Origin of the sequence: Natrialba sp. SSL1, assembly GCF_001861355.1 — an archaeon.
GTDB lineage: Archaea > Halobacteriota > Halobacteria > Halobacteriales > Natrialbaceae > Natrialba.
Map to the genome: position 1 here is coordinate 79,137 of NZ_MASN01000052.1, position 23,007 is coordinate 102,143.

Here is a 23,007-nt window from a genome sequence, read left to right on the forward strand (position 1 = left end):
CCGCTGAAACGGTGATAAGGATGGCCACCTATGCAAGAGTTACAGGTATCTCGAACACAGATGAAAGATAATTTGGTATAGATGCGGACACTCCTCTTCTTTCCCACCCAATAATCATACGATTGTGTTATGGTGGCATACCACTCACGATCTACGATACCAAGGACCGAATCGGACCGTCCCATCTGGGGCGGTGTCATCGAGACGACTGCACTGCCGCCAGCGCAACGTTTACTGGACGCTACCTGTGAGTGAGTGTAGACGTGAACCTGCTCTCGGATCCGACGAACCGTCGCTGGCTTGCGTGGGGTGCGCTCGCAACAGTGTTCCTTCTCGTCAATCTACACCGACTTTCGACCGGCGTTCTCTCCGAACAGTTGACTGTCGACTTCGAGACGACGGCCGCACAACTGGGCACCCTCCACGCCTCGTTCTTCCTCATTTACGCAGTAATCCAGATTCCGACCGGCGTCCTCGCCGATCGTGTTGGGCCGCGATACGTCGGAACGGCTGGCGGTGTCGTCCTCAGCGTCGGTGCGATCGGATTCGCGCTCAGTAGCAGCTACCTCACGGCGTTTCTCTCACGTGCCCTGATCGGACTCGGCAGCGGCGTTATCTTCGTCTCGATTCTTCGATTCTGTGCGAACTGGTATCGCGCGGACGAGTTCGCCACGATGACCGGCTTGACGGCAAGTGTTGCCGGCCTCGGCGCAATCCTCGCGACGACGCCGCTCGCCGTCGCCGTCGGCACGGTCGGATGGCGGTCAACTATCCTCGGCCTTGCTGCAGTCGGACTGGGGGCTGCCGGGGCGGTGTACATCCTCGCGCGGAGTTCGCCCGCCGACGCCGGACTCGAACCGATCGACGGCGTCCCCGAGCAGCCATCGATTTCGCTCACAGAAACCTGGCAAAACCTTCGACTGCTCGCGAAAGACCGGGTCCAGTGGCTGCTCTCGATCGTCTTCTTTGCGGGCAACGGTGCGCTCCTCACCCTGCTCGGACTCTGGGGAATCCCGTATCTGGTCGTCGTCTACGGCGTCGATACGACGACGGCTTCCTACTACACGCTGCTTGGCTCCGTCGGAATGCTGGTCGGCCCGCCAGTCATCGGCTGGGTTTCGGACCGCATCGCACGACGGCGACTCCCGATGGCGATCGGACTCGGCTGCTTCGCCATCGCACTGAGCGTAATTCCAGTGTTCGGACAGCCACCACTCTATCTCGTCGCCGTCTCGTACTTCTGTTGTGGACTGCTGGCCGGGGCGGCCATGCTCTCGCTTTCGATCGTCAAAGAGCGCTACCCTGCTAGCGCGAGCGGCGTCGCGACGGCAACCGTCAACACCGCCGGCTTCGTCGGCGCAACCGTGCTTCCCGCCGTGATGGGGCTCGCGCTCGACCAGTACCAGACCGGCGAAACCATCGACGGCACGGTCGCCTATACGGAGTTCGGCTACCGCATCGCGTTCGGAATCCTTGCCGGTGCCGTCGCCATCGCGTTCCTGTGTTCGCTGTGGCTCCTGTTCGCGGAGCAACGGACGGATACGCCCACCGTGGCGACCGCAGATGCCGAGTAGTGACGTTGCCGTTGGATAGTGGGTCGCGAATATCGGATAACAAACGAACTCAGTCGATCGTCCGCCGCGTCTCCGGATCCACCGCCGTCAAATACTGCTCCAGGAGCGTCGGGAACTCCCGACCCCGGATGAACCGGAGGCCGAAATCCTCCGTCCAGTCGATGATCCCTCTATCCTCGGTGACCACGCCGGCATCGAGTTCGCGGGCAAGAATCAAGAGATCGAAGTCCTCGCGCGAGTCCAGCACCCCCGTCCGCATCGCGGTACGATACTTCTCGCGCAGATCCGAGACGATGGCGTCGATCTCCGTCTTGTACTCGTGGTCCTCGAGTGGCTCGTCGACTGCGTCCTCCGCCTGCCGGACCGCCTTCTCCGATACCCGGAGTCCCCGGTCGACGCGGCCGCTCATCTCGTCGACGAAACTGTAGACGACGTTCGCGGGGATCGTCACGGCGTAGCGGTCGGGATGCTTGCGGATCACCCAGGTGTGCAGTCGGGAATACACCTCGTCGTTCACGTCGCGGGCCGCGAGCATCGTCGTGAACTCGTCGTGGATCGTCGGCGGCATGTAACACGAGATGCCCAGATTGAGCCGCGCGTTGGCGATCAACTCGAGGAGGCGCAAGATGGCGTCCTCGAGTGACTCGTCGTCGCGGCGGATCTCCTCGGTGAGGAAGAGGGAGGTGTCGAGGACGAACCGTTGCTTGAAGGCCTCGCTGGAGGTGGCCATGGGGTGTGTAGGGGGCGAAGGAGGAAATAACTACGTCGAGAGAGGAGCCAGGAAGTGTCGGCCAGTCGCGTCAGGTGTCAGGCCTCAGGCGTCAGGCGTTGGGTGTCAGGTATTAGGTGTCAGATGTTGGGCGTCAGGTATCAGGTGCCAGGCGTCAGATCACGGCCCTGGCGATGGACCCGGCCCCTGGCCCTGTCCGTCTCCCTGTGGCCCCTTGGCACCAAGATCCGCCTGCGAGACGATCTGTGCACCGCGCTCGGAGAGGTCGACGGTTACGTCCTCGTGGACGGCCTTGCTGATCTCGTCGATGTTCCCCGCGAGCACCGTCAGGATGTCGCTCGGGTTCGCGTACAGCAGCATGTTCCCGTCCTGGCCCTCCGCGACGAGCTGGGTGTCGTTGAGAACGATCTGATTGTTCTGGATGGTCGCCGCGACGACCGGCAGCGCCTCGGGCTTGCCCGGTTCGTCGTCCCGAACGCGGCGAATGTGGACCGCATCGAGGTCGAGGACGTGTTTGTGCTCTTTGATCTTCTCGGCGCAGGCCACCATGTCCTGCAACAGCTTCGACTTCTCCTCGGTCGCGTGATCGCCGTCGAGACAGTGCTGGCAAACGCGGAGTTCGATTCGCATTACCACCCGTTTGGGACGCCAGCCCGATGAGAATTCCGTTTCGGCGACCGCGAGTGATGGGAGACAGCGAGCGGGTCGGGGTTCATTCCGCTGCTCGTCGTACGTTCACCGATGGGCACACCAGACGACACTCCCGACACGGACGCCGAGACAGAATCCAGCAACGACAGGGGTGACGACGCCAGCTATCACCGCCAACTCGGCATCGGCGATGCCGCCTTCGACGGCCTTCAACCTCATCTTCAACAGCGAAACTACGAGGGACTCGAGTACCGTCACGTCCCGGACTACCGCCGCGGAGTCGAGCGCGGGACCGTCCTGATCGACGGCGAGGTGGTCCGGGGCTTTCCGAAGGTACCTCGAACGCTGGTACTCGAGACGGGAATTCCGACGCAGTTCGAGGAGCACGAGCGGATCGCTGTCGAAGAGAAGCTGAACGGTTACAACGTTCGCATCGCCCGGCTCGACGGCGAACAGCTCGCGTTCTCCAGAAGCGGGATGGTCTGTCCGTTCACGACGCGCGTGCTCCCGCGGTTAGTCGACCTCTCTGAACTGTTCGAGAAACACCCCAACGCACTGGTTTGCGGCGAGATGATCGGTCCCGAAAACCCCTATACTGCACACGAGTACCCCGGCGTCGACTCGATCGCGTTCCGGGCGTTCGACTGGCGTGACCGGGAGTCTGGCGAGCCACTGCCAGTTCAGGAGCGCCGCGAGCGCTACGAGGCGTTCGGCGTCCCGCAGACGCCGCTGTTCGAAATCGTCGACGTCGACGACGCGGCCGCGAGCGTACAGGAGATTATCCGCGAACTCGACGCCGAAGACCGCGAGGGTGTCATACTGAAATCGCTCGACGGGAACACGCTGCTCAAGTACACGACCTCGGCGTCGACGAACTCGGACCTCGCGTACGCGTTCTCGCTCCCGTTCGACTACGGCCAGGCGTTCATGTTCCGCCGACTACTCAGAGTGGGGTTCCAGACCGTCGAGTGGGACGAAGACGACGAGGTCGCTCGCGAGCGCGCACACGAAGTCGGTGAATCGATCCTTTGCTCGATGCGAGAGGCGATCCAGACGGTCGAGGACGGCGACACCCTCGGCGAGCGCCACACCGTTCGCGCGAGCGACGAGACGATCGACGTACTCTTCGAACACCTCCGCGGCCAGGGACTCGACATCGACATCGAAGCCGACTATCACGAAGACGGCGACCGCGTCGTGACGTTCTGCAAGCGGACGCCCTCCTCCAACGACACGATTCGGAACTATCTCGACGGTCACATCGTCCGCGAGTAGCGGTGTTTGCTGTCAGTGTTGGTCCGTTTCTGCGATCTCGCGAATCCGATCCGCTCCTGCCGGAACGTAACCGCCGTGATAGCAGAGCGTGTGCTCGATATCGAGCTCGGCGAGCGTCGCGACGGACTCGAGTGCCCGCTCCATCTCTGGCGTAAACTCCGGCTTCGGTCCGGCAAGTTGGTCGGGACCGTCGCCCGGACCGTCTGCAACCAGCGCGTCGCCGGCGACCAACAGCCCGCCGTCGGGGAAGTACAGTGAGATGTGGCCTGGCGCGTGCCCCGGCGTCTCGACGACCTCGAACGGGCCCGCGAGCGTCGGAACGCGAACGCCGCCAGCGAGTTCGATATCGACCGATACTGGCGGATACCTGTCGTCTCCACTGCCCTTGATCGGATCGCGCTCGCCCGTCACGTACGGCGTCTCGTCGCGGTGGGCCGCGACCACCGCGTCGGTGCGTTCGAGCAACGTCGCAAGCGCGCCCGCGTGATCACCGTCGTGGTGCGTGAGCACGACCAGCCAGATGTCTGTGAGGTCGTACTCGAGTGCCCGTAGGTGCGTTTCGATGGCGTCGACCGCGCCGGAGTCGGCGGGGCCGATGTCGAACAGGACGAGGCCGCGCTCGGTTTCGACGACCGCGGGCGCGATCGCGAGGTCCTGTCCGCCGTAGTCGACTGTGATCGGCAGTGCGTGCAAACCGGCATCAGTGTCCATGTGTGGCGGCTATGGGTCGCCGCCCCGATAGCTCTGCGGGGTTCTCTCACTACACGACAGCGATGCAACTAATACAGTCAGTTTCCATTGGAAATACGATGGAGAACGAGTCTACCATCGGACACCGCTCTTCGCTCGTCCCACGAGTCCCCGCGCTCGACAGCGAAACCGATCCGATTACGGACCGAAAACAGGACCCACTCCCCGAATCGATCACCGGCACCGACCTTCTCGCACGCTACGAGGAGATCCTCGGGGACCGGGGGTACTCGAGTTGGCGCTGGCTCTACAGCGCGTTCCCCGAGTTTCGACTCTCGTGTGTTGCCACCGACTGTGAAGAGAGAGTCCGGACGGCGAAACTGCTCTCGACACTGTTCGTCACGATCGCGGACGATGTTGCAGAACTGCACGGCGACCGGGCCACGTTCGCACAACTGGCGAACGTCCCGTTCGACAGCCAGCGCGCCGACCCCGACCGCGCGGGCGTCGACGGTCCGGTGGTCGACCTCGCGACCGACGTCTGGAGCCGTTTTCGGGAACTGTACGACGCGAGCCCGCGTGCGGGCGAATTTGCCGACATCCTCGCGTTCGACCTGCGGCAGGTGTTCGACGCCATCGAGTACTCGCTGCTCGCGAATCGCGACCCGAATCTCGTCTCGGAGCAGGAGCTGTGGACCTACGACTCGTACAACATGATGGTGTTCGTCCACGCCCTCACCGATCTGGCGAACGCGCCGACGTTCGACCGAGGAGAACTCGCGTCGCTCCGGCAGGTGCTCGACAGAACCCAGCGCATGGCCCGGATCGGAAACTGGCTCGCGACCTGGCGGCGCGAACTCGTCGAGGGCGACTACAGTTCGGGCGTCGTCGTCCGGGCGGTCGAAACGGGCGTGATCGAACGCGACGCGTTAGATGGAGATGGGTTGTACTCGAGTCCAGCTGGTGACGAAAGGACGAATCAAGACACGGAGGCGCAGACAGACACGGGCACAAAGACAGCCGCGGGTCGAGACACGGGAGCAGAAACAGACCCAACGAGAGACGTCGACACGCTCATTCAGGCGATCGAAGACTCTTCCGTCGAGGCCTACTTCCTCGACCGCTGGCACGTCGAGTGCGCCGACGCGGCGCGCTTCGACGACGCGCTCGCAAGCGTGGATCTCGGAGCCTACCTCGATGGACTCCAGACCGTTCTGTGTTCCCACATCGGGAAGCGCAACGCGCCGCGCTAGTTGGGACGGTGGGTAGCATTTGGGGCGTCAAGACTCGAGTCGAGTACGCCCGCAGTCAGCTGACCGCAGTTCGCAGGTCGCAGCAGTTCAGGACTCGAGTGCGCCGTCGATCGCCTGCTCGAGGTCGCCGATCAGGTCGTCGACGTGTTCGATGCCGACCGAGACGCGGACGAGGCCATCCGTGAGTCCCGCTTCGATGCGCTCCTCGCGCGGAATCGCGGCGTGGGTCATCGGCGCGGGCTGTTCGATCAGGCTCTCGACGCCGCCGAGACTCTCAGCGAGCGTGAACACCTCGGTGTTCGAGACGACCTCGCTGGCCTCCTCCAGGCTGGCATCGAGTTCAAAGCTCAGCATGCCGCCGAAGTCGGTCATCTGTTCGCTGGCGATCTCGTGGCCGGGGTGAGAGTCGAGTCCGGGGTAGTAGACGCGGTCGACATCGGGGTGGTCGTCGAGCCACTCTGCGATGGCGCGGGCGTTCTCGCAGTGGCGGTCCATCCGGACGGGCAGGGTCTTGGTGCCCCGGAGGACGAGGAAGCTCTCGAAGGGGCCGGGCGTCGCGCCGACGGCGTTCTGATAGAAGCCGAAGCGTTCGTCCAGTTCTTCGTCGTTCGTGAGGAGTGCGCCACCGACCACGTCGGAGTGGCCGCCGAGGTACTTGGTCAACGAGTGCGAGACGATGTCTGCACCGAGGTCGAGCGGTTGCTGGAGGTACGGCGTCGCGAAGGTGTTGTCGATCGCACAGAGTGCGTCGTGGTCGTGGGCGATGTCCGCTGCGCCCGCGATATCGACGATCGACATGAGCGGGTTCGTCGGCGTCTCGAGCCAGAGCAGTTCCGTGTTCTCCTGGAACGCCGCGTCGATGGCGTCGAGGTCGGTCATATCGACGAACGAGAACTCGATGTCGTAGTCCTCGTACACCTGCGTGAAGATGCGGTGGGTGCCGCCGTAGACGTCGTTGCCCGTGACGACGTGGTCGCCGGAGTCGAGCAGGTTGAGCACGGTGTTGATCGAGGCCATCCCGCTCGCGAACGCGCGGCCGTACTCGGCGTTCTCGAGGCTGGCAAGGTTGGCCTCGAGATCAGATCTGGTCGGGTTGCCGGTTCGCGAGTACTCGTAGCCGCGGTGTTCTCCCGGCGCGTCCTGCTCGTACGTTGAGTTCGCGTGGATCGGTGTCATCAGCGCGCCGGTCTCCTCGTCGGGTTCCTGACCGGCGTGAATCGAGCGCGTTTCGATCCGGAACTGATCTGCGTCGGCGTCAGCATCGTCGTCCATACAGAGGGACGCGTTGCGCGGTCGGATTATTGTTACTGTTACGATGACGGCGACTGTTGCGAGCGGGGGGTGGTGTTCGGCGTCTGAACGAGCGGATATCTGCAATAGTATGGGAACTGTCGACACAGACAGCGGCCGAGCGGGAGCGAAAGACGTGCGTTTTATAACCATCACCGGTCAAGACGGGCGTACGACTATGCCGAAATCTAATGGCCCTCGTCAGGGAACCCGGAACAAGCTATCCAACAGTCCACGAGACCGCGGATCCTCGCCACCACAGCGTGCGATTCAGCAGTACGAGGTCGGTGAGAAGGTCCACCTGAAGATCGACCCAAGCGTTCACAAGGGTCGCTTCCACCCACGCTTCGACGGTCACACGGGCGAAGTCATCGGCACGCAGGGCGACGCCTTCAAGGTTGAGATCAACGACGGTGGCAAAGACAAGACGCTCATCGTCACCGCAGCACACCTGCGCGCCCAGGATCGCTCGGAAGAGCGTGTCTGAGACCGCACAGCGCCCTCGAACACAGATACCACTATGACGATCTTCAAAGAGATCGTCGACGAGGAGTTCCTGACGGTCTCGGAGACGAAGGGGCTGCTCGCCGACATCGAAGCCGACCGCGCACTGGACGAGGAGCGGGAACTGCCGTACGAACTCGCGCGAGCGATCGACCACGTCAACCAGTTCACCGTCCTCGAACCCGACGACGCACAGGACCTCGTCACCGATCTGCAGGAGATCGAGAAAGTCGACGAACCGACGGCGTACAAGATCGCCAATCTCCTGCCACGTAACCGAAGCGAACTGCGCTCGGTCTACGCACAGCAGCGCTACTCGCTCTCCGGCGAGGAGCTCGACGACATTCTCAACGTCGTCGCGAAGTACGCCTGAGCGATCACCACCCGATCGAACGATCGAACGACGGGGGACCGACACACTGCTGCAGCGCTCGCTGCAAGCGGGCCGACTCTTTAAGTACGCCGTGCCCGTATCGCCTGACAATGAGCGAAGTCGATAGCGATGGGACGGACGTTCGGCGCGCGGTCGTGTTGGACTACCTCGCACATGGCCTCTCCGACGACGGCCGACCGCAGTACGCGAAGTCACCCGCGGGCTACGCCCTCGGCACGACGGACTTCCAGCTCTACGAAGTCGCCTTCGACGAGGACGAACGCCTCACCATCGGCAGCGAGGTCGTCGTCGAACCCGCGTCCGAACGCGACATCGTCACCGAGAGCAACCGCGTCGAGTACGAGGATCTCTCCTCCGGTGCCCAGTCGGAACTCGAGTACGTCGTCGCTGACCTCGTCGAGGAAGACGAACAGCGCTTCGTCGACTTCTATAACGACGCCCAGCCGATCACGCTGCGACTCCACCAGCTCAATCTGCTTCCGGGGATCGGGAAGAAACTCCGCAACGGGATCCTCGACGAGCGAAAGCGAAAGCCGTTCGAGAGCTTCGAGGAGCTCTCTGAGCGCGTCTCCGGCCTCCACGATCCGGACGAGATCATCGTCGAGCGTATTATTCAGGAGTTGCGCGACGAGGATCTGAAGTACCAGACGTTCGTCGGACGACGCGAGCAAGAACAGAACCAGTAGCCGCGACGGCGAGGCGTTTCGACAGTCCGATCAGTGATCAGTGATCAGCGACCACACGCCAAAGCCACAAACCACAACGACGCCACAGTCTCGGAGTACGGTTGGACGACCCGACGAGGGGCACAGTCACCGGCCAGACCGTTGTTCCTGCGTTGCAGACGGCTCTTCCACTACACCAGAGCGCTCGTCTCGGTCGGCGGATTGGTCGTCCGGTGACTGCTGGACGATCGTGAGCCAGAACTCCTCGACCGACTGGACGAACTCGAGAAACTCGTCCGCCGAGACCGGCTTCTGGAGATAGTAATCCGCCTCGATGTCGTGTGACTTGACGATCTTTTCGCCCGTACTCGAACTGGTCAGGACGACGACGGGGATCTCACACAGCGCCGGTTCGCCCTTCAACTCCGCGAGTACGTCGAAGCCAGTCGTTCTGGGGAGTTGCGGTTCGAGGAGGATCAGGTCGGGCGTCGGCTCGTCCGCGTAGGGCTCGCGCTGGTGGACGTAGTCGAGCGCAGACTCGCCGTCCGTGACCGTGTGGATCGTGTTGGTCAAACTGGCGTCCTGGAACGACTCGGTGAAGAGACGGGAGTCACCGGAATTCGGCTCGATGAGCAAGATATCGATCGGACTGTCTGCGGCCGTCATTACAGTCCGTTCCCACCGAGAGAATAAAACAACGTGGGTCACAGCTGTCAACTGTACACCACTAGTGTCAGTCCCCAGTCTCCAGCCCCCAGTCACCACTGCACTCAGGACAACTCGTCACTGCGACCGACAGCCGTTCCAGAAATCACGAGACGGTGCGTTTACACCGCTGCCACCCATACCGCCGGCAATGAGAGACCCAGACGGACTGATCGCCCGCGCGGGCGTCCGGGGCGATCCGAACCGCGATCAACACTTTCTCGTCGACGATCGCGTCCTCGATCGCCTGCCAACCTATCTAACCGACATCGATGCCGACACGAGCCACGTCCTCGAGATCGGCGGCGGCACCGGCGTGCTGACCGACCGCCTACTCGAGACGATCGGCGCGGACGATCACCTCACTGTCGTCGAGCGAGACCCACCGCTCGCCGAGTTCCTGCAGGAGGAGTTCAACGATGCGATCGATGCGGGCCGCCTGACCGTGATCGAGGGTGATGCACTCGAGGTCGACCTCCCGGAGTTCACGTCGTCGGTGTCGAATCTGCCCTACGGCGTCTCGAGTGAGATCACGTTCCGACTGCTGCCCGAGCAGCGTCCGCTCGTGTTGATGTTCCAGCAGGAGTTCGCAGAGCGGATGGTTGCCGAGCCCGATACGTCGGAGTATGGCCGGCTGTCAGTGTCGACCCAGCACTACGCCGACGCCGAACTCGTCGAGTCGATCCCGAAGGAGGCGTTCTCGCCGCCGCCGGCGGTCCAGAGTGCGGTTGTTCGATTGATTCCGCGGGAGCCGGAGTACGACGTAGAGAACGAGGCGTTCTTCCTTCGGTTCGTCAAGGCACTGTTCACGCAGCGTCGCAAGACGATCCGCAACGGGATTCGGAATACAGCCCACATTTCGGGACTTCAGGACCCCGAGGCGGTCGTCGACGCGGCAGACGAGGACGTGCTCCAGAAGCGCGCCGGCGCAATGGCACCGGCCGAGTTCGCCGCGCTCGCGGAACTCGCGAGCGAGGTCGGTGAGCTAGAGGCGGAGTCAGAATGAGAGTCGGCGTCAGAATCCTGATGGAGTAATATGGGTTCTACTGCCCAAGCACCCCAAGCTGTCTGTCCGACGACGCGACCAGCGCCTGACCGACGGATACTCAAAGCTGTACGAACGAGAGAGTCGAGAGACCGACGATAGCTATGGATGCCGGATTATCGGGCTTCGACTGGCTCGCAGAGACGTTCCAGGCGACCGAACTCAGAGTCGCCATCACCGTCGCAGCCGCTTGCCTCCTGATTGCGGTATTGCTTTTTTACCGACGGTTGCAAGCCTGGATTAGCAATCGGAGCCGACCGCTGTACGGCGATATCGCCTCGACGGTCGTGCTGATCGGAACCTGTCTCTTCTCGCTCGTGATCGTCCTCGGCGTCTGGGGACAGACCGACGAGATCTACGAACTCTCGGACCGGCTCGATCTGAGCGGCGCGGTCGTCGCACAGGCGATCGTCTCGTTCATCCTGATCGTCGGTTCGTTCATCGTCATGCGGTTCGTCAAGCGCGTGCTGGACGAGGTGCTCGGCTCCGCGTCGGCCGTGACGGACCACCAGCGCGAGGTCACCCATCGCGTCTCGCAGGTCATCATCTGGTCGGTCGCGCTCGTGATGATCCTCGGCGTCTGGATCGACGACCTCGGCGGCCTCCTCGTCGGTGCCGGCTTCCTCGGCATCGTCGTCGGGATGGCCGCCCAGCAGGTCCTCGGAACCGTCCTCGCCGGCTTCGTCCTGATGTTCGCCCGCCCGTTCGAAATCGGCGACTGGATCGAAGTCGAGGACAACCAGGGGATCGTCACCGACATCTCGATCGTCAACACGCGCATCCGATCCTTCGACGGCGAGTACATCATGATCCCCAACGATGTCATCTCCTCGAGTATGGTGACGAACCGATCGAAGCGCGGTCGCCTCCGTGTCGAAATCGACGTCGGCGTGGACTACGACGCCGACATCGAACGCGCCGCGGAACTCGCCGAGGAGACTATCGACGATCTCGAGCGCCCGCTCTCCGCACCGGGGCCGCAAGTAATCACCAAACAGCTCGGTGATTCCTCGGTCGTGCTCGGCGTCCGCTTCTGGATCGACAAGCCGAGTGCCAGACGGTACATGCAGACCCAGACCGCCGCGATCAACGCAATCAAGGAGACCTTCGACGAGGAAGGGATCGGCATCCCGTACCCACAGCGAGAGCTCTCGAGTCGCCCCGATACTGACGTTCCCCTCGCGGGCGTCGGCGCGACACCGGATGGCACCTCGTCGGCGGACGAGGAGAACGGCGGCACGGAGTACCAGATGACCGAACCGGAGGACCGCTGAGATGGACCTACGAGACCAACGCGGCATCGAAACGGAGGTGTATCAGCCCGCAGAGGATTCGGAACTCCTCGCCGAGGCGGCGTGTGGCTACCTCGACAAACACGACCGTGACGGCCCCGGGGCGACGATTCTCGAGGTCGGCACCGGCTCGGGCTACGTCGCCAACCGCGTCGCCGACGAGACGGCCGCCCGCGTTATCGCGTCGGATCTGAACCCCCACGCCGTCCGGCAGGCGCGGAGCGACGGCAGCGAGGAGGAGACGGGCAGAGGCGGAGCCGTCGAGACCGTGCGCGCCGACCTCGTCTCACCGTTCGCCGACGACAGCTTCGACGCCGTGCTGTTCAACCCGCCGTACCTGCCGACCGAACCCGAAAACGAGTGGGACGACTGGATGGAACACGCCCTGTCTGGCGGCGAAGACGGCCGCGCCGTCATCGACCCGTTCCTCGCCTCCGTCGGGCGCGTGCTCGCCCCCGGCGGCGTCGTCTACCTGCTCGTCAGTAGCCTCACCGGCGTCGACGAAGTGGTCGAACGCGCCGGCGAGGAAGGCTTCAGCGCCGTCGCTATCGCCGACGAGTCGTTCCCCTTCGAGACGCTGACGGTACTCGAGTTACACTGTTGAGTCCCGTGCCCTGAATCCGAAACTACTTTTCAAGCGGCTGAACACTCTCGATTAATGCCCTCTACACGTCGCTCCCTGCTGGCGAGTACACTCGTCGGTAGTGCCGCCCTCGCCGGCTGCCTGTCGCGTGTCCGGTCACCGTCGCCCAGCGAGCCGCCGGCCGCTGGCGTCGACGAACTCCCCGATCCCGAAAGTCACATTCTCGGTGCGAACGGCTCGTGGTCGAGCGTTGGCTGCAATGCGGCTAACACTCGCGAAGTGGCTGACGGCGAGGCGCCGGTCGAGGGCGTGACCGAACGCTGGCGTGTCGAAACCACACAGCTGACCTACCACGAACCAATCGTCGCCGACGGGACCCTCTATCTGTTCGAGTCCCAACAGCGGCTTCGCGCGCTGGACACAGCCGATGGCGACGAACTCTGGACGTTCGACGACGCCAGAGCGCCACCGCTGGTCCGCGACGGTGTCGCGTACGTCCCGACATCGGGTGCGATGTACGCGCTCGACGCGACCACCGGCGAACAGGTGTGGGATCAGTCGTTCGACGAGTCAGGACACGTGACGGCACCGGCGACCGACGCTAGGGGCGAACTGCGCTTCGGTGCAGGCGAGACGCTCGTCGCACTCGAGTCCGACACCGGCGAGGCACTGTGGCGACGCGAGTTGTTCGGGCAGATTCACGACCACGCTGCGTTCTACCGAGGGTATGGAACCGTCGTCGCGACAGATGCGGGAATGCTCTACGTCGTTGGCGACGACAGCACTGGATTCCGCCGGTGGCAACTCCCCGCAGCGCCGATGGCACCCCCGAGCGTCGACTCGGGCACCATTTACGTCAGTTGCCGGGACGGGATGACCTACGCGCTGACCGACGAGGCCGGTCGCGCGGACGACATTTACTGGTCGGCAGACACCGGCTGGACGGAACGCGGCATCGCCGTCGCAGACGGCTCCGTCTTCCTCACAGGGAGGGGTAGACTCCACGCACTCGAGACCGACACCGGCTCGGCCCACTGGGAGTACGACATCGGCGACTGGCGACACACCGCGCCCGCGTACGGCCGCGAGACGGTGTTCGTCGGCGGTGACGCGCTGTACGCGCTCGATCCGACACCTGGCGAAATTCTTTCGGACGGTCCCGCGGTCCGATTTCGACGAGAGTTCGACGGCCGTGTCGGCCCCGGCCCCGTCCTCGACGACGGCGTGCTCTACGTCGTCGCCGAAGTCGATGTTGAGGAGTTTGCACTGCTTGCACTCGAGTAGCACCAGCCACGGCTGAGAGTAGTGCAGCTGGAAAAACGCCTCCCTTCTGAAATTTCCGTGTTGCTATTTCCCGCTGTCGGGCTTCCTCCTGCCGTTCACTGTCTGTACGTGAGAAGAACACACCCCACCGAAGCCCCGATAAGATTACTGTAATGCATTACAGAGGATGGAAAATATTAAGCACCGGTATAGCCTAGCCAGCAATACGATGACCGAGTACGTTTCGACCACACCGGGACTCTTTCCGCTCCCGGACTGGGCGAAAGACAACCTCTCCGACCTGAAAGGCCACCAGAAACACGACCTCATCAGCGGTGACGAGGGCGGCGAGATCGCCGCCGCCTACGAGGACGCACGCGAGGAAGTGATCGGGATTCAGCAGGACGCCGGCCTCGACCGCATCGCCGAGGGCCAACTGCGCTGGGACGACATGCTCGCCCACCCGCTGGCCGTCAACGACGCCGTCGAGACACGCGGGATCGTCCGCTACTACGACAACAACAACTTCTACCGAGAGCCCGTCGTCAGCGGCGACCTCGAGGCCTCCGGCGACGTGGCGGCCGAACTCGAGACGGCCGCCGAACTCGCAGGCGACGATTCCCTGCAGGCCGTCCTCCCCGGTCCGTACTCGCTCGCCGATCTGGCGACCGACGAACACTACGGCGACGAGGCCGCGTTCCTCGGCGCGATCGCCGACTTCCTCGAGGGCGAAGCAGCAGCCTTCCCCGAGGTCGAGACGCTGTTCCTGCTCGAGCCATCCCTCGTCGAGAACGCGCCCGAAGACGGCGTCGACGAACGCGCAAGCGAAGCGATCGACCAGGTCGCCGGCGCGGTCGACGCCGACGTGGTCGTCCAGCCGTACTGGGGGGCACTCGAGGAGAAGGTGTACGCACACCTGCTCGATGCCGACATCGACGCGGTTGGCTTCGACTTCGTCGCGAACCAGGAGGACAACCTCTACAACATTCAGGAGTACGGTGCGACGGACGACATCTCTCTCGGCCTCGCTGACGGGCAGAACACGCTCGTCGAAGAGCCAGAAGCGATCCGCGACCGCGTGGACTGGGTGTACGACCAGATCCCCGTCTCCGAGTTCGAGACGGTGTACCTGACGACGAACACCGAGACGTTCTACCTGCCGTACGCGAAGTTCGAGGAGAAACTCGCCGCCCTTGCTGCGGCCGCAGAACTCGCGGAGGTGAAAGCCGCATGAGCGCAAACGAGGACACACCAGTGACCGTCAACGAGAACAAAGACCAGTTCCGACCCGAGGACCACGAGCACGACCACTTCCTGCTGACGACCGTCGTCGGCAGCTATCCGAAGCCAAAGTGGCTGAACCGCGCAAAAGAGCTCTATCAGGACCCGGACCACGAGTTCGACGAGGACGACTGGCAGGAGGCAAAAGACGACGCCTCCCGCCTCATCACGGCCGAGCACGAACGCGCGGGTCTCGACGCTGTCGTCGACGGTGAGATGCGCCGGAACGAGATGGTGGAGTTCTTCGCCCACCGGATCGACGGCTACGAGTTCAACGGCCCGGTCAAGGTCTGGGGCCACAACTACTTCGACAAGCCCTCCGTCGTGAGCGAAGTCGAGTACGACGAGAGTTGGCTGGTCGACGAGTACGAGTTCACCGCGGCTGCCAGCGATCGACCCGTCAAGGTGCCGATTACGGGTCCCTACACGCTCGCGAACTGGTCGTTCAACGAGGCCTACGAGGACGACGAGGCACTCACCTACGACCTCGCGGATCTCGTCAACGAGGAGATCGAGAAGCTCGTCGAGGCCGGCGCGCGCTACATCCAGATCGACGAGCCGGCGCTCGCGACGACGCCGGACGATCACGCCATCGTCGGCGAGGCCTTAGAACGCATCGTCGCCGACATCCCCGAGGAGGTCCGCATCGGCCTCCACGTCTGTTACGGTGACTACTCGCGCATCTACCCCGAAATTCTGGAGTTCCCCGTCGACGAGTTCGACCTCGAACTCGCAAACGGCGACTACGAGCAGCTCGACGTCTTCAAAGACCCCGAGTTCTCGAAGGATCTCGCACTCGGCGTTACGGACGCCCACGTCGCCGAGGTCGAGTCCGTCGAGCAGATCGAGGAGAACATTTTGAAGGGACTGGAGGTTGTCCCACCGGAACAGCTCGTCGTCTCGCCAGACTGCGGCGTGAAGCTGCTCCCCCGTGAGGTCGCTTACGGCAAGATGGCGAACATGGTCGAAGCCGCCCGGAACGTCGAGGCTGATCTCGACGCGGGGAACATCGACATCGAACGCGGCGCGCCCGCACCGGCCGACGACTAACGACCCGGAACTGGTAACTGAAGACTAGCAACTGGGGGCTGACGGTGTCGTTCCCGGAGACCAACTGAAAGCTGGCCACTGCGGTCCGGCCGAACCGCGGATCTACACGAGTTCGTTCGTGTTCGCCGTCCACTGAACCCACTCACCGTACGACTCGAACTGTGCGAGCTGCGTCTCTGTCGCCTCACCGTCTGAGAAGGTTACCAGCCGGTACGTCGGGGTTCCGAGACCTTCGTTAGGATCGATCGAGAGCCACCGCACTCGCCGTTCTGAACTGTGATCCGAGAGCAGTGCGCGGAGCGCTGCGATCGTTTCATCGTCGAGTTGATACAGCACGTGCGTACTGAAGACGACGAGTTCCGCGTCGGTCGGCGCGTCCGAAAGCTGGCGCGGGAGTTCGTCGAGGACGTCGCCTTCTTTGAGTGGCGGCTGATTCTCCCGTGCGATGTCGAGGGCCGTCTCGAGTCGTTCGTGGCGCCGATCTTGAGCGGGCGGAATCAGCGCGCGGAGCCATCGTGCATCCGCCTCGTCAGTTACGTCGAGCGTATTCAGGTCGATGCCACACCGATGTGCAACGCTCGGAAGCTCCTGTGCAAGCGGTGGCCGTCTGTCTCCGCGGACCATCGTCGAAATCGTGACGGGTGAGTCCGAGTTTCCGAATCGCCCCGCATCACCCATGTCGTACTGATACCGGTCCCAGTTGAGATTCAGTCCGGCACTCGCCCCGATTTCGACCTGGGCCAGCGACCGCTGTTCGGCGGTTCTGGCGACGTGTTCGAACGCCGGTGCGAGCATCGCAGATCGGCCAATGGCGTTCGTTTGACAGCGACGGGTCGCAATCAGCGACCGTAATCGGTCCTCGTTTTCCAGACAGAAGTCACGAAAGACGGGAACCGGGTCCACCGCTGGATCTGGATAGTCACCGTCACACGACCGGTACAGGTTGGCCAGTGGATGGTCTTCATCGTCGAGCAGGAGCGAGTGTACCGCCGCGAGCAACAGTTCCGGTTCGGGTTGTTCCGCTCGGGCTTCTGCAGCGATCGCGAGAAGTCGGCTGTCGTCTGCGACTGCGGCCGTGATAGTCGCATACAACGGCGATATCTCGCTCACCCACGCTGCATAGCGCTCGAACGCCGTGGGAGTATCCATACCACGGATTGTCGAGAGTGTTACAAGATACTGGTGAAAGCGGGACAGAGCGTGCTGCCAGTTGTTCGTTGTGAAGGATTCGAGCAACCTCGTATTGATAGTCAGTACATTGGAATGAGATCACATTCGGGAACTGTGAACACGAGTCGGCGACGTGACTGTTACCAGGTTACCCGTATGTCAGGAAACACATACATAGGATCAGTTCCAAGAAACGGCCGATGCAACAATCCGTTTCGAAGCCCCGCGAACTCGACGAGGAAGTCGCCGACCACCGCGACACAGCGTACGATATCGACCCCCTGTTCGTCAACCGCTGGTCGCCGCGCGCGATGACCGGCGAACCGCTCGACGAAGAAGAGTACCTGCCGCTGTTCGAAGCCGCCCGCTGGGCGCCCTCTGCGTACAACAACCAGCACTGGCGGTTCATCTACGCGAGCCGCGAGGACGAGGAGTGGGACACGTTCGCCGACCTCCTGCTCGGCGGAAACGAGGAGTGGGCGACCGACGCCGCTGTTCTCGCTGTCATTGTCTCGAAGACGACGTTTGACCACAACGGCGAACCCGCCCCAGTCCACTCCTTCGACACCGGTGCCGCCTGGCAGAACCTCGCACTCGAGGGAGCGCGCCGCGGGCTGGCCGTCCACGGGATGGCCGGCTTCGACTACGAGCGCGCCGCCGAGGAACTCGACGTGCCCGAGGAGTTCGAGGTCGAGGCGATGTTCGCCGTCGGCGAACGTGCACCCGCTGAGTCGCTCCCCGAAGAACTGCAGGAGCGCGAACAGCCGAGCGACCGCAAGCCGGTCGACGAAATCGTGTACCACGGCAGTTTCGAGTAACGACCACTTGACTCTTCGCTGGCTCTCCTGGTGCCACTTCTCTGGGACTTTTGAAGCCATTCCTGGGCATCTCGTTGCGTCTCCGCCGGTCGCGTAGCCCTGTACTCGCGACGGAAACGGCTAACTGCGCGACGGCTGAAGAGACAGCCATGACCCTCGACGTCGGCGTTCTCGGCTACCGATTCATGGGAAAAGCACACGCAAACGCGATGGCGCGCCTGCCAATGTTCTTCCCGGACGCGCCCGAGATCGAACGCTCCGTCCTGGTCGGCCGCGACGAGGAAAGTCTCCGCGAAGCCGCCGATCAACTCGGCTTCGACTCCGTTTCGACGGATTGGAAAGCCGTCGTCGACGACGTCGACGTCTTCTACAACCTCGGCCCGAACCACGTCCACCCCGAACCATCGATCGCCGCACTCGAGTCCGGGACGCCAGTGTTCTGCGAGAAGCCACTCGCACCGACGCTCGAAGACGCAGAGCGGATGGCCGAGGCGGCGGCCGACGCCGGCGAGAGCGTCCCCGCCGGCACTGCGTTCAACTACCGGTTCGTGCCGGCCATCCAGTACGCGAAGGGGCTACTCGAGTCGGGCGAGCTCGGCGAGATTCGGCACGTCCGCGGGAGCTATCTGCAGGACTGGCTCGTCGACCCCGAGGCGGCCTGGTCATGGCGCAACGACGCGGAGATGGCGGGTGCGGGCGCGCTCGGCGACCTGGGATCGCATACGGTTGACCTGGTGCGGTTCCTCGTCGGCGACGACGGTCTCGCGGGGGATATCGAGCGGGTTAGCGGGTATCTCGAGACGTTCGTCGACGAGCGGCCGGTTGCGGGTGACGGTGATGGGGACGACGACGGCAACGAAACCCGACCCGTCACCGTCGACGACGCCTACGCCGCCCATCTCGAGTTCGAAAACGGTGCGATGGGGACACTCGAGGCGACCCGCTACGCAACAGGGCACAAGAACGATCACACGATCGAGATCCACGGCTCGAAGGGGAGCCTGCGCTTCTCGCTCGAACGGCTGAACGAACTCGAGGTCTTACGCGAGGGCGACCGCGGCTACGAGACGATTCTCGTCACGGACGAGGACGACCCGTACGTCGACCACTGGTGGCCGCCGGGGCACGTCCTCGGCTGGGAACACACGTTCGTCCACGAGAACTACGAGTTCCTGAGTGCCGTCGCGGAGGGCCGCGAATGTAGTCCGAGCTTCGCCGACGGGCTGGCCGCCCAGCGCGTGCTGACGGCGATTCAGGAGAGCGACGAGCGCGGCGAGTGGGTGTCGGTCGACTAACGCTCCGGATCGGGAACCGCTGAAACGTTTTCTACTCACTCCAGAACGATACACGTCCGCGTGTGGCCAACGTTTTCGACGGATTGGATCTCTTCCGTGATCACCGATAGCAGTTCCTGGTTCGACGCCGCCTCGACCTCGGCGATGACATCGAACTCGCCGGCAATGACGCGTGCACGGCTGACTTCGTCCCGTTCATTGATCGTCTCGGCGACTGTACGGGCGGTTCCGGCGGCAGCCGTAATCATTACGTATGCCTCAACCATGGGTGGCTGCTCCTGCTGAAACGGCGTCTGGACGGCGCCACATCTCAGCGCCCACCGGTGTCGGCGTCGACTCTCGTCACGATACGCATCTCATCGTACCGGGGACTGCCCTCGTCGGGAGATTTGCCGTCGAGTTCGAGATAGCCGGGTTCAACTCCCGTCACTTCGCCGGTTATCTCGACATCGTCGCCACCAGTGCGGTCACCTTCGCGGATTTCGACGTAGTCGCCAACCTCGACGTGTTCCTTGACGAGTGCGGAGGCTTCCTGCGTATCGGCGTCTCGCGGAATCGTGAGCTCAGTCATTGAACCGGATTCAACGACGGCGAGGCGGGTAAAAGCGCACACGTCAGGTGACGGCCGCTTTTGTGCCAGTGTCGGTTCTGTCACACTGGCTCAGTTCGCCTGTGAGGAGCACAACACACCAACACCGGCGAGAACGGTTATGTACCCTCACGCGAGTCACTACTACGAAATGTCGGATCGACGAGCCACGCAGGAGACGGGCCGAATCGACCTCGAGAGCGGCTTTACGATGCACGACTACCGAACGAAGCTCAAACTCCTGAAGGACTCGGGAACGACACGGACACTCGAGAACCGCGAGGGACTGTTGTGTCCGGCCTGTGGCCGTGAGTTCGATCGGCTATTCGTCACCGAAGAGGAGACGACGACGTTCGAGACGCCGGCGGAGCGACCGTTCTGCCTTGCGAGAACCGCCGAGAAGTTGCTGTTGTGTACACACTGAACGAAGGGCTGCCGGACTGATCACGCCACTACTCAACAGATTCGTCCACCGCGTTCTCGTGCGTTCACGACAGTTTTTCTACGATAGCGCCACAACGGCGGGTATGAAGATCATCAAGGACAGCGTCCACGACCACATCTCCGTGGACGGCGTCGCCCGAGATCTCGTCGACACCCCCGCAGTCCAGCGACTCCGGCGGATCGCCCAACTGGGTACCGTCTCGCTCGTCTACCCCTCCGCGAACCACACCCGTTTCGAACACAGCCTCGGCGTCTACCACATCGCCTGCGAGGCCCTCGACCACCTCGGCGTCGAAGGGAAACAGGCAGACCGCGTCCAGGCCGCAGCCATGCTGCACGATGTCGGTCACGGTCCGTTCAGTCACAACCTCGAGTCACTTACCTATCGTCGGACCGGCCGCTACCACGACGACGTTCACGATCTCCTCACGAACGGCGAAGTCGGCGACGTTCTGCGCGATCACGACATCGACCCCGACGCCGTCGCCGACCTCGTCGCCGGCGACGGCCGCTTCGGCCAACTCGTCTCCGGCGAACTCGACGTCGACCGCATGGACTACCTCGTGCGCGACGCCCACCACACCGGCGTCCCTTACGGCACCATCGACCACGGCCGGCTGATCCGTGAACTCGTCTTCGTCGACGACGAACTCGTCCTCGACGAGGGCAACGTCCAGGCCGCCGAGAGCCTGCTCGTCGCCCGCGCGCTCATGAACCCGACCGTCTACAGCCACAGCGTCGCCCGCATCAGCAAGGCGATGCTCCGGCGGGCCAGCGAGCGGCTACTCGAGTCCCCTGATACCGACGTCGACGCAGCAACGTTGCAGCGGATGGACGACTACGACCTGCTCGTCGCGCTGCGTTCGTGTGAGTCAACGCAGGCGTTCTCCCGGCGCTACGACCAGCGGGACCTGTTCAAGCGGGCCGTCTGGGCCGAAATCGACGACGTGCCGGGTGGCGTCATCGAGGCCGAACACGAGGCCATCCGCGAGTTCGAGCAGGATATCGCTGCACGAGCGGACGTTGATCCGTCGAGTGTCATCCTCGATGTGCCGAGTCGGCCGTCGATGACCGAGTCGTCCTCGCGCGTGATGGTGAACGGGGACATTCGCCGACTCGAGCAGCAGTCCCCGCTGGTCGAGGCGCTGCGGGCGGCACAGTACTCCCAGTGGCGGCTGGGCGTCTACTCGCCGCCGGAGTTACAGGAGCAGGTCGGCCACGCCGCGGTCGACGTGCTGGGCCTCGATATCGACGGCGCGCTGGTCAGTGAAGTTCGAGATGGGCTGGATACGACGCTGGATCAGTTCACGGAGTGAACTAAACCCGACCCAGCACTGCTTCCCTGCCAGTCCGGAATCGAACGAACCGTTCATGGAACTGCCCACGAACACACGCGTATGGAACGAACGGGCACGATTCTTTGCGGCCGCGAGTTCACTCCCGTCGAGGGACGGATCGTTATCGACGACGAGGGGCGAATCGAGGCCATCGAAGAGGAATCCGTCGACGCAACCGATATCATCCTCCCGGCGTTCGTCAACGCCCACACCCACATCGGCGACTCCATCGCCAAGGAGGCCGGCGGCGGCCTCTCGCTCGAGGAACTCGTCGCCCCACCCGACGGCCTGAAACACCGCCTGCTCCGGGCCGCCTCGCGCGAGGAACTCGTCGCCGCGATGACCACTTCACTCGAGTTCATGCACCAGAGCGGGACGGCGGCCTGTCTCGAGTTTCGCGAGGGCGACGTAGCGGGTGTCGAGATGCTTCGAGAGGCGGTCACCGCCGCAGATGGTGCCGTCGAGGCGCTCGCGTTCGCCCGCGGCTCTATCGACGCAATGCACGCCGGGGACGGCTTCGGCGCGAGCGGGGCCAACGACGCCGAGTTCGGCGAGGAGCGGACGGCGACTCGCGAGGCGAACAAGCCGTTCGGCATCCACGCCGGCGAGGTCGACGCGAGCGACATCGATCCAGCGCTCGATCTCGAACCCGATTTCCTCGTTCACATGGTGCACCTCGAACCGGACCATCTTGAGCGAGTCGACGAGCAGGACGTACCGATCGTCGTCTGTCCACGCTCGAATCTGGTTACCGGCGTCGGGCTCTCTCCGTACACCGAACTCGCCGAGCGAACGACGCTCGCGCTCGGCACCGACAACGTCATGTTGAACTCGCCGTCGATGTTCCGCGAGATGGCGTTCCTCGCCAAACTCTCCGAGCTCTCCGCGATCGAAATTTTGCGGATGGCGACGATCAACGGGGCCGAAATCGCCGGCCTCGACTACGGCGTGATCGAACCCGGTCGAGAGGCACGCCTGCAGGTTCTGGACGGAAATTCGTCGAATCTTCGGGGTGCACAGGACCTCGTCCGCGCCGTCGTGCGCCGGGCGGGCGTCGACGACGTGCGCGAGGTCCAGACGGAACCGGCGGCAGAATGATCAATCCGGAC

25 protein-coding genes are annotated in these 23,007 nt (G+C 63.4%); 17 read left to right on the forward strand and 8 right to left on the reverse strand.

Annotated features, from left to right (window positions below; genetic code table 11):
• Positions 1-263 precede the first annotated feature (263 nt).
• Positions 264-1,574 (forward strand): MFS transporter, encoded by a 1,311-nt coding sequence (locus BBD46_RS17660; RefSeq protein WP_071402994.1) that lies wholly within the window; start codon positions 264-266, stop codon positions 1,572-1,574.
• 49 nt (positions 1,575-1,623) lie between these two features.
• On the opposite strand, the gene BBD46_RS17665 is transcribed toward BBD46_RS17660, so the two are convergent.
• Positions 1,624-2,304 (reverse strand): RNA ligase partner protein, encoded by a 681-nt coding sequence (locus BBD46_RS17665; protein ID WP_071402995.1) that lies wholly within the window; start codon positions 2,302-2,304, stop codon positions 1,624-1,626.
• A 159-nt stretch (positions 2,305-2,463) separates the two neighbouring features.
• Positions 2,464-2,934: a hypothetical protein gene (locus BBD46_RS17670; protein WP_071402996.1), complete on the reverse strand. Its 471-nt coding sequence runs from the start codon at positions 2,932-2,934 to the stop codon at positions 2,464-2,466.
• Positions 2,935-3,045: 111 nt separating this feature from the next.
• Here BBD46_RS17670 and BBD46_RS17675 point away from each other — a divergent pair, with 111 nt between their 5' ends.
• Positions 3,046-4,230 (forward strand): RNA ligase, encoded by a 1,185-nt coding sequence (locus BBD46_RS17675; RefSeq protein WP_071402997.1) that lies wholly within the window; start codon positions 3,046-3,048, stop codon positions 4,228-4,230.
• A gap of 12 nt (positions 4,231-4,242) precedes the next feature.
• Here the strand turns inward: BBD46_RS17675 and BBD46_RS17680 are convergent, their stop codons facing one another.
• Complete coding sequence (locus BBD46_RS17680) at positions 4,243-4,941, reverse strand: MBL fold metallo-hydrolase (protein WP_071402998.1); 699 nt, start codon at positions 4,939-4,941, stop codon at positions 4,243-4,245.
• A gap of 98 nt (positions 4,942-5,039) precedes the next feature.
• Between BBD46_RS17680 and BBD46_RS17685 the strand changes: the two genes are divergently transcribed.
• A complete protein-coding gene (locus BBD46_RS17685; RefSeq protein WP_071402999.1) occupies positions 5,040-6,173 on the forward strand; it encodes a hypothetical protein in 1,134 nt (377 codons plus the stop codon).
• An 87-nt stretch (positions 6,174-6,260) separates the two neighbouring features.
• Here BBD46_RS17685 and BBD46_RS17690 read toward each other — a convergent pair whose 3' ends face one another.
• Positions 6,261-7,445 (reverse strand): cystathionine gamma-synthase, encoded by a 1,185-nt coding sequence (locus tag BBD46_RS17690; protein WP_071403000.1) that lies wholly within the window; start codon positions 7,443-7,445, stop codon positions 6,261-6,263.
• Between the two features lie 196 nt (positions 7,446-7,641).
• Here BBD46_RS17690 and BBD46_RS17695 point away from each other — a divergent pair, with 196 nt between their 5' ends.
• From BBD46_RS17695 to BBD46_RS17705, 3 genes are all read left to right on the forward strand, one after another.
• The gene (locus BBD46_RS17695; protein ID WP_006165637.1) at positions 7,642-7,950 is read left to right on the forward strand and encodes a 50S ribosomal protein L21e; all 309 of its coding nucleotides are present in this window, start codon (positions 7,642-7,644) and stop codon (positions 7,948-7,950) included.
• 33 nt (positions 7,951-7,983) lie between these two features.
• Positions 7,984-8,340 (forward strand): RNA polymerase Rpb4 family protein, encoded by a 357-nt coding sequence (locus BBD46_RS17700; RefSeq protein ID WP_004216955.1) that lies wholly within the window; start codon positions 7,984-7,986, stop codon positions 8,338-8,340.
• A 110-nt stretch (positions 8,341-8,450) separates the two neighbouring features.
• Positions 8,451-9,047: a DUF655 domain-containing protein gene (locus BBD46_RS17705; RefSeq protein ID WP_071403001.1), complete on the forward strand. Its 597-nt coding sequence runs from the start codon at positions 8,451-8,453 to the stop codon at positions 9,045-9,047.
• Positions 9,048-9,173: 126 nt separating this feature from the next.
• Here BBD46_RS17705 and BBD46_RS17710 read toward each other — a convergent pair whose 3' ends face one another.
• Positions 9,174-9,692 (reverse strand): response regulator, encoded by a 519-nt coding sequence (locus BBD46_RS17710; RefSeq protein ID WP_071403002.1) that lies wholly within the window; start codon positions 9,690-9,692, stop codon positions 9,174-9,176.
• 190 nt (positions 9,693-9,882) lie between these two features.
• Here BBD46_RS17710 and BBD46_RS17715 point away from each other — a divergent pair, with 190 nt between their 5' ends.
• From BBD46_RS17715 to BBD46_RS17740, 6 genes are all read left to right on the forward strand, one after another.
• Entirely contained in the window at positions 9,883-10,737 is an 855-nt protein-coding gene (locus tag BBD46_RS17715) for a 16S ribosomal RNA methyltransferase A (RefSeq protein WP_071403003.1), read from the forward strand.
• A gap of 143 nt (positions 10,738-10,880) precedes the next feature.
• Complete coding sequence (locus tag BBD46_RS17720; RefSeq protein ID WP_071403004.1) at positions 10,881-12,050, forward strand: mechanosensitive ion channel family protein; 1,170 nt, start codon at positions 10,881-10,883, stop codon at positions 12,048-12,050.
• Between the two features lies 1 nt (position 12,051).
• Positions 12,052-12,672, forward strand: coding sequence for a HemK2/MTQ2 family protein methyltransferase (locus BBD46_RS17725; protein ID WP_071403005.1), 621 nt, complete (start codon positions 12,052-12,054; stop codon positions 12,670-12,672).
• Positions 12,673-12,726: 54 nt separating this feature from the next.
• Positions 12,727-13,935 carry a PQQ-binding-like beta-propeller repeat protein gene (locus BBD46_RS17730; protein WP_071403006.1) on the forward strand — a complete coding sequence of 403 codons (1,209 nt, stop codon included), beginning with the start codon at positions 12,727-12,729 and terminating at the stop codon, positions 13,933-13,935.
• Positions 13,936-14,143: 208 nt separating this feature from the next.
• Positions 14,144-15,148: a 5-methyltetrahydropteroyltriglutamate--homocysteine methyltransferase gene (locus BBD46_RS17735; protein WP_071403007.1), complete on the forward strand. Its 1,005-nt coding sequence runs from the start codon at positions 14,144-14,146 to the stop codon at positions 15,146-15,148.
• Positions 15,145-16,245: a methionine synthase gene (locus BBD46_RS17740; RefSeq protein ID WP_071403008.1), complete on the forward strand. Its 1,101-nt coding sequence runs from the start codon at positions 15,145-15,147 to the stop codon at positions 16,243-16,245. Before BBD46_RS17735 ends, BBD46_RS17740 begins: the two co-directional genes overlap by 4 nt.
• A gap of 102 nt (positions 16,246-16,347) precedes the next feature.
• On the opposite strand, the gene BBD46_RS17745 is transcribed toward BBD46_RS17740, so the two are convergent.
• Complete coding sequence (locus tag BBD46_RS17745) at positions 16,348-17,394, reverse strand: DUF2332 domain-containing protein (RefSeq protein ID WP_071403009.1); 1,047 nt, start codon at positions 17,392-17,394, stop codon at positions 16,348-16,350.
• Positions 17,395-17,615: 221 nt separating this feature from the next.
• On the opposite strand from BBD46_RS17745, the gene BBD46_RS17750 reads away from it, so the two are divergent.
• On the forward strand, positions 17,616-18,233 hold the full coding sequence (locus BBD46_RS17750; protein ID WP_071403010.1) for a nitroreductase family protein: 618 nt from the start codon (positions 17,616-17,618) through the stop codon (positions 18,231-18,233).
• Between the two features lie 149 nt (positions 18,234-18,382).
• Positions 18,383-19,528, forward strand: coding sequence for a Gfo/Idh/MocA family protein (locus tag BBD46_RS17755; RefSeq protein ID WP_071403011.1), 1,146 nt, complete (start codon positions 18,383-18,385; stop codon positions 19,526-19,528).
• A 35-nt stretch (positions 19,529-19,563) separates the two neighbouring features.
• Here the strand turns inward: BBD46_RS17755 and BBD46_RS17760 are convergent, their stop codons facing one another.
• Positions 19,564-19,794, reverse strand: a complete 231-nt coding sequence (locus BBD46_RS17760; RefSeq protein WP_071403012.1) for an Lrp/AsnC family transcriptional regulator — start codon at positions 19,792-19,794, stop codon at positions 19,564-19,566.
• A gap of 44 nt (positions 19,795-19,838) precedes the next feature.
• The gene (locus tag BBD46_RS17765) at positions 19,839-20,099 is read right to left on the reverse strand and encodes a hypothetical protein (RefSeq protein ID WP_071403013.1); all 261 of its coding nucleotides are present in this window, start codon (positions 20,097-20,099) and stop codon (positions 19,839-19,841) included.
• A 169-nt stretch (positions 20,100-20,268) separates the two neighbouring features.
• Between BBD46_RS17765 and BBD46_RS17770 the strand changes: the two genes are divergently transcribed.
• The 3 genes from BBD46_RS17770 to BBD46_RS17780 all read left to right on the forward strand — a co-directional run bounded on the left by BBD46_RS17770 (position 20,269) and on the right by BBD46_RS17780 (position 22,996).
• Positions 20,269-20,541: a DUF7385 family protein gene (locus BBD46_RS17770; RefSeq protein ID WP_071403014.1), complete on the forward strand. Its 273-nt coding sequence runs from the start codon at positions 20,269-20,271 to the stop codon at positions 20,539-20,541.
• A gap of 103 nt (positions 20,542-20,644) precedes the next feature.
• Positions 20,645-21,877 carry an HD domain-containing protein gene (locus BBD46_RS17775; protein ID WP_071403015.1) on the forward strand — a complete coding sequence of 411 codons (1,233 nt, stop codon included), beginning with the start codon at positions 20,645-20,647 and terminating at the stop codon, positions 21,875-21,877.
• A gap of 81 nt (positions 21,878-21,958) precedes the next feature.
• Positions 21,959-22,996, forward strand: coding sequence for an amidohydrolase family protein (locus BBD46_RS17780; protein WP_071403016.1), 1,038 nt, complete (start codon positions 21,959-21,961; stop codon positions 22,994-22,996).
• The last annotated feature ends 11 nt before the right edge of the window (positions 22,997-23,007 follow it).

Coding starts and splice junctions, on each gene's coding strand:
- BBD46_RS17780 (WP_071403016.1), top strand. CDS start 21,959: ATGGAACGAACGGGCACGATTCTTTGCGGCCGCGAGTTCACTCCCGTC.
- BBD46_RS17675 (WP_071402997.1), top strand. CDS start 3,046: ATGGGCACACCAGACGACACTCCCGACACGGACGCCGAGACAGAATCC.
- BBD46_RS17760 (WP_071403012.1), bottom strand. CDS start 19,794: ATGGTTGAGGCATACGTAATGATTACGGCTGCCGCCGGAACCGCCCGT.
- BBD46_RS17770 (WP_071403014.1), top strand. CDS start 20,269: ATGTCGGATCGACGAGCCACGCAGGAGACGGGCCGAATCGACCTCGAG.
- BBD46_RS17720 (WP_071403004.1), top strand. CDS start 10,881: ATGGATGCCGGATTATCGGGCTTCGACTGGCTCGCAGAGACGTTCCAG.
- BBD46_RS17695 (WP_006165637.1), top strand. CDS start 7,642: ATGCCGAAATCTAATGGCCCTCGTCAGGGAACCCGGAACAAGCTATCC.
- BBD46_RS17700 (WP_004216955.1), top strand. CDS start 7,984: ATGACGATCTTCAAAGAGATCGTCGACGAGGAGTTCCTGACGGTCTCG.
- BBD46_RS17730 (WP_071403006.1), top strand. CDS start 12,727: ATGCCCTCTACACGTCGCTCCCTGCTGGCGAGTACACTCGTCGGTAGT.
- BBD46_RS17745 (WP_071403009.1), bottom strand. CDS start 17,394: ATGGATACTCCCACGGCGTTCGAGCGCTATGCAGCGTGGGTGAGCGAG.
- BBD46_RS17705 (WP_071403001.1), top strand. CDS start 8,451: ATGAGCGAAGTCGATAGCGATGGGACGGACGTTCGGCGCGCGGTCGTG.
- BBD46_RS17670 (WP_071402996.1), bottom strand. CDS start 2,934: ATGCGAATCGAACTCCGCGTTTGCCAGCACTGTCTCGACGGCGATCAC.
- BBD46_RS17750 (WP_071403010.1), top strand. CDS start 17,616: ATGCAACAATCCGTTTCGAAGCCCCGCGAACTCGACGAGGAAGTCGCC.
- BBD46_RS17740 (WP_071403008.1), top strand. CDS start 15,145: ATGAGCGCAAACGAGGACACACCAGTGACCGTCAACGAGAACAAAGAC.
- BBD46_RS17765 (WP_071403013.1), bottom strand. CDS start 20,099: ATGACTGAGCTCACGATTCCGCGAGACGCCGATACGCAGGAAGCCTCC.
- BBD46_RS17690 (WP_071403000.1), bottom strand. CDS start 7,445: ATGGACGACGATGCTGACGCCGACGCAGATCAGTTCCGGATCGAAACG.
- BBD46_RS17685 (WP_071402999.1), top strand. CDS start 5,040: ATGGAGAACGAGTCTACCATCGGACACCGCTCTTCGCTCGTCCCACGA.
- BBD46_RS17665 (WP_071402995.1), bottom strand. CDS start 2,304: ATGGCCACCTCCAGCGAGGCCTTCAAGCAACGGTTCGTCCTCGACACC.
- BBD46_RS17775 (WP_071403015.1), top strand. CDS start 20,645: ATGAAGATCATCAAGGACAGCGTCCACGACCACATCTCCGTGGACGGC.
- BBD46_RS17715 (WP_071403003.1), top strand. CDS start 9,883: ATGAGAGACCCAGACGGACTGATCGCCCGCGCGGGCGTCCGGGGCGAT.
- BBD46_RS17710 (WP_071403002.1), bottom strand. CDS start 9,692: ATGACGGCCGCAGACAGTCCGATCGATATCTTGCTCATCGAGCCGAAT.
- BBD46_RS17735 (WP_071403007.1), top strand. CDS start 14,144: ATGACCGAGTACGTTTCGACCACACCGGGACTCTTTCCGCTCCCGGAC.
- BBD46_RS17680 (WP_071402998.1), bottom strand. CDS start 4,941: ATGGACACTGATGCCGGTTTGCACGCACTGCCGATCACAGTCGACTAC.
- BBD46_RS17755 (WP_071403011.1), top strand. CDS start 18,383: ATGACCCTCGACGTCGGCGTTCTCGGCTACCGATTCATGGGAAAAGCA.
- BBD46_RS17725 (WP_071403005.1), top strand. CDS start 12,052: ATGGACCTACGAGACCAACGCGGCATCGAAACGGAGGTGTATCAGCCC.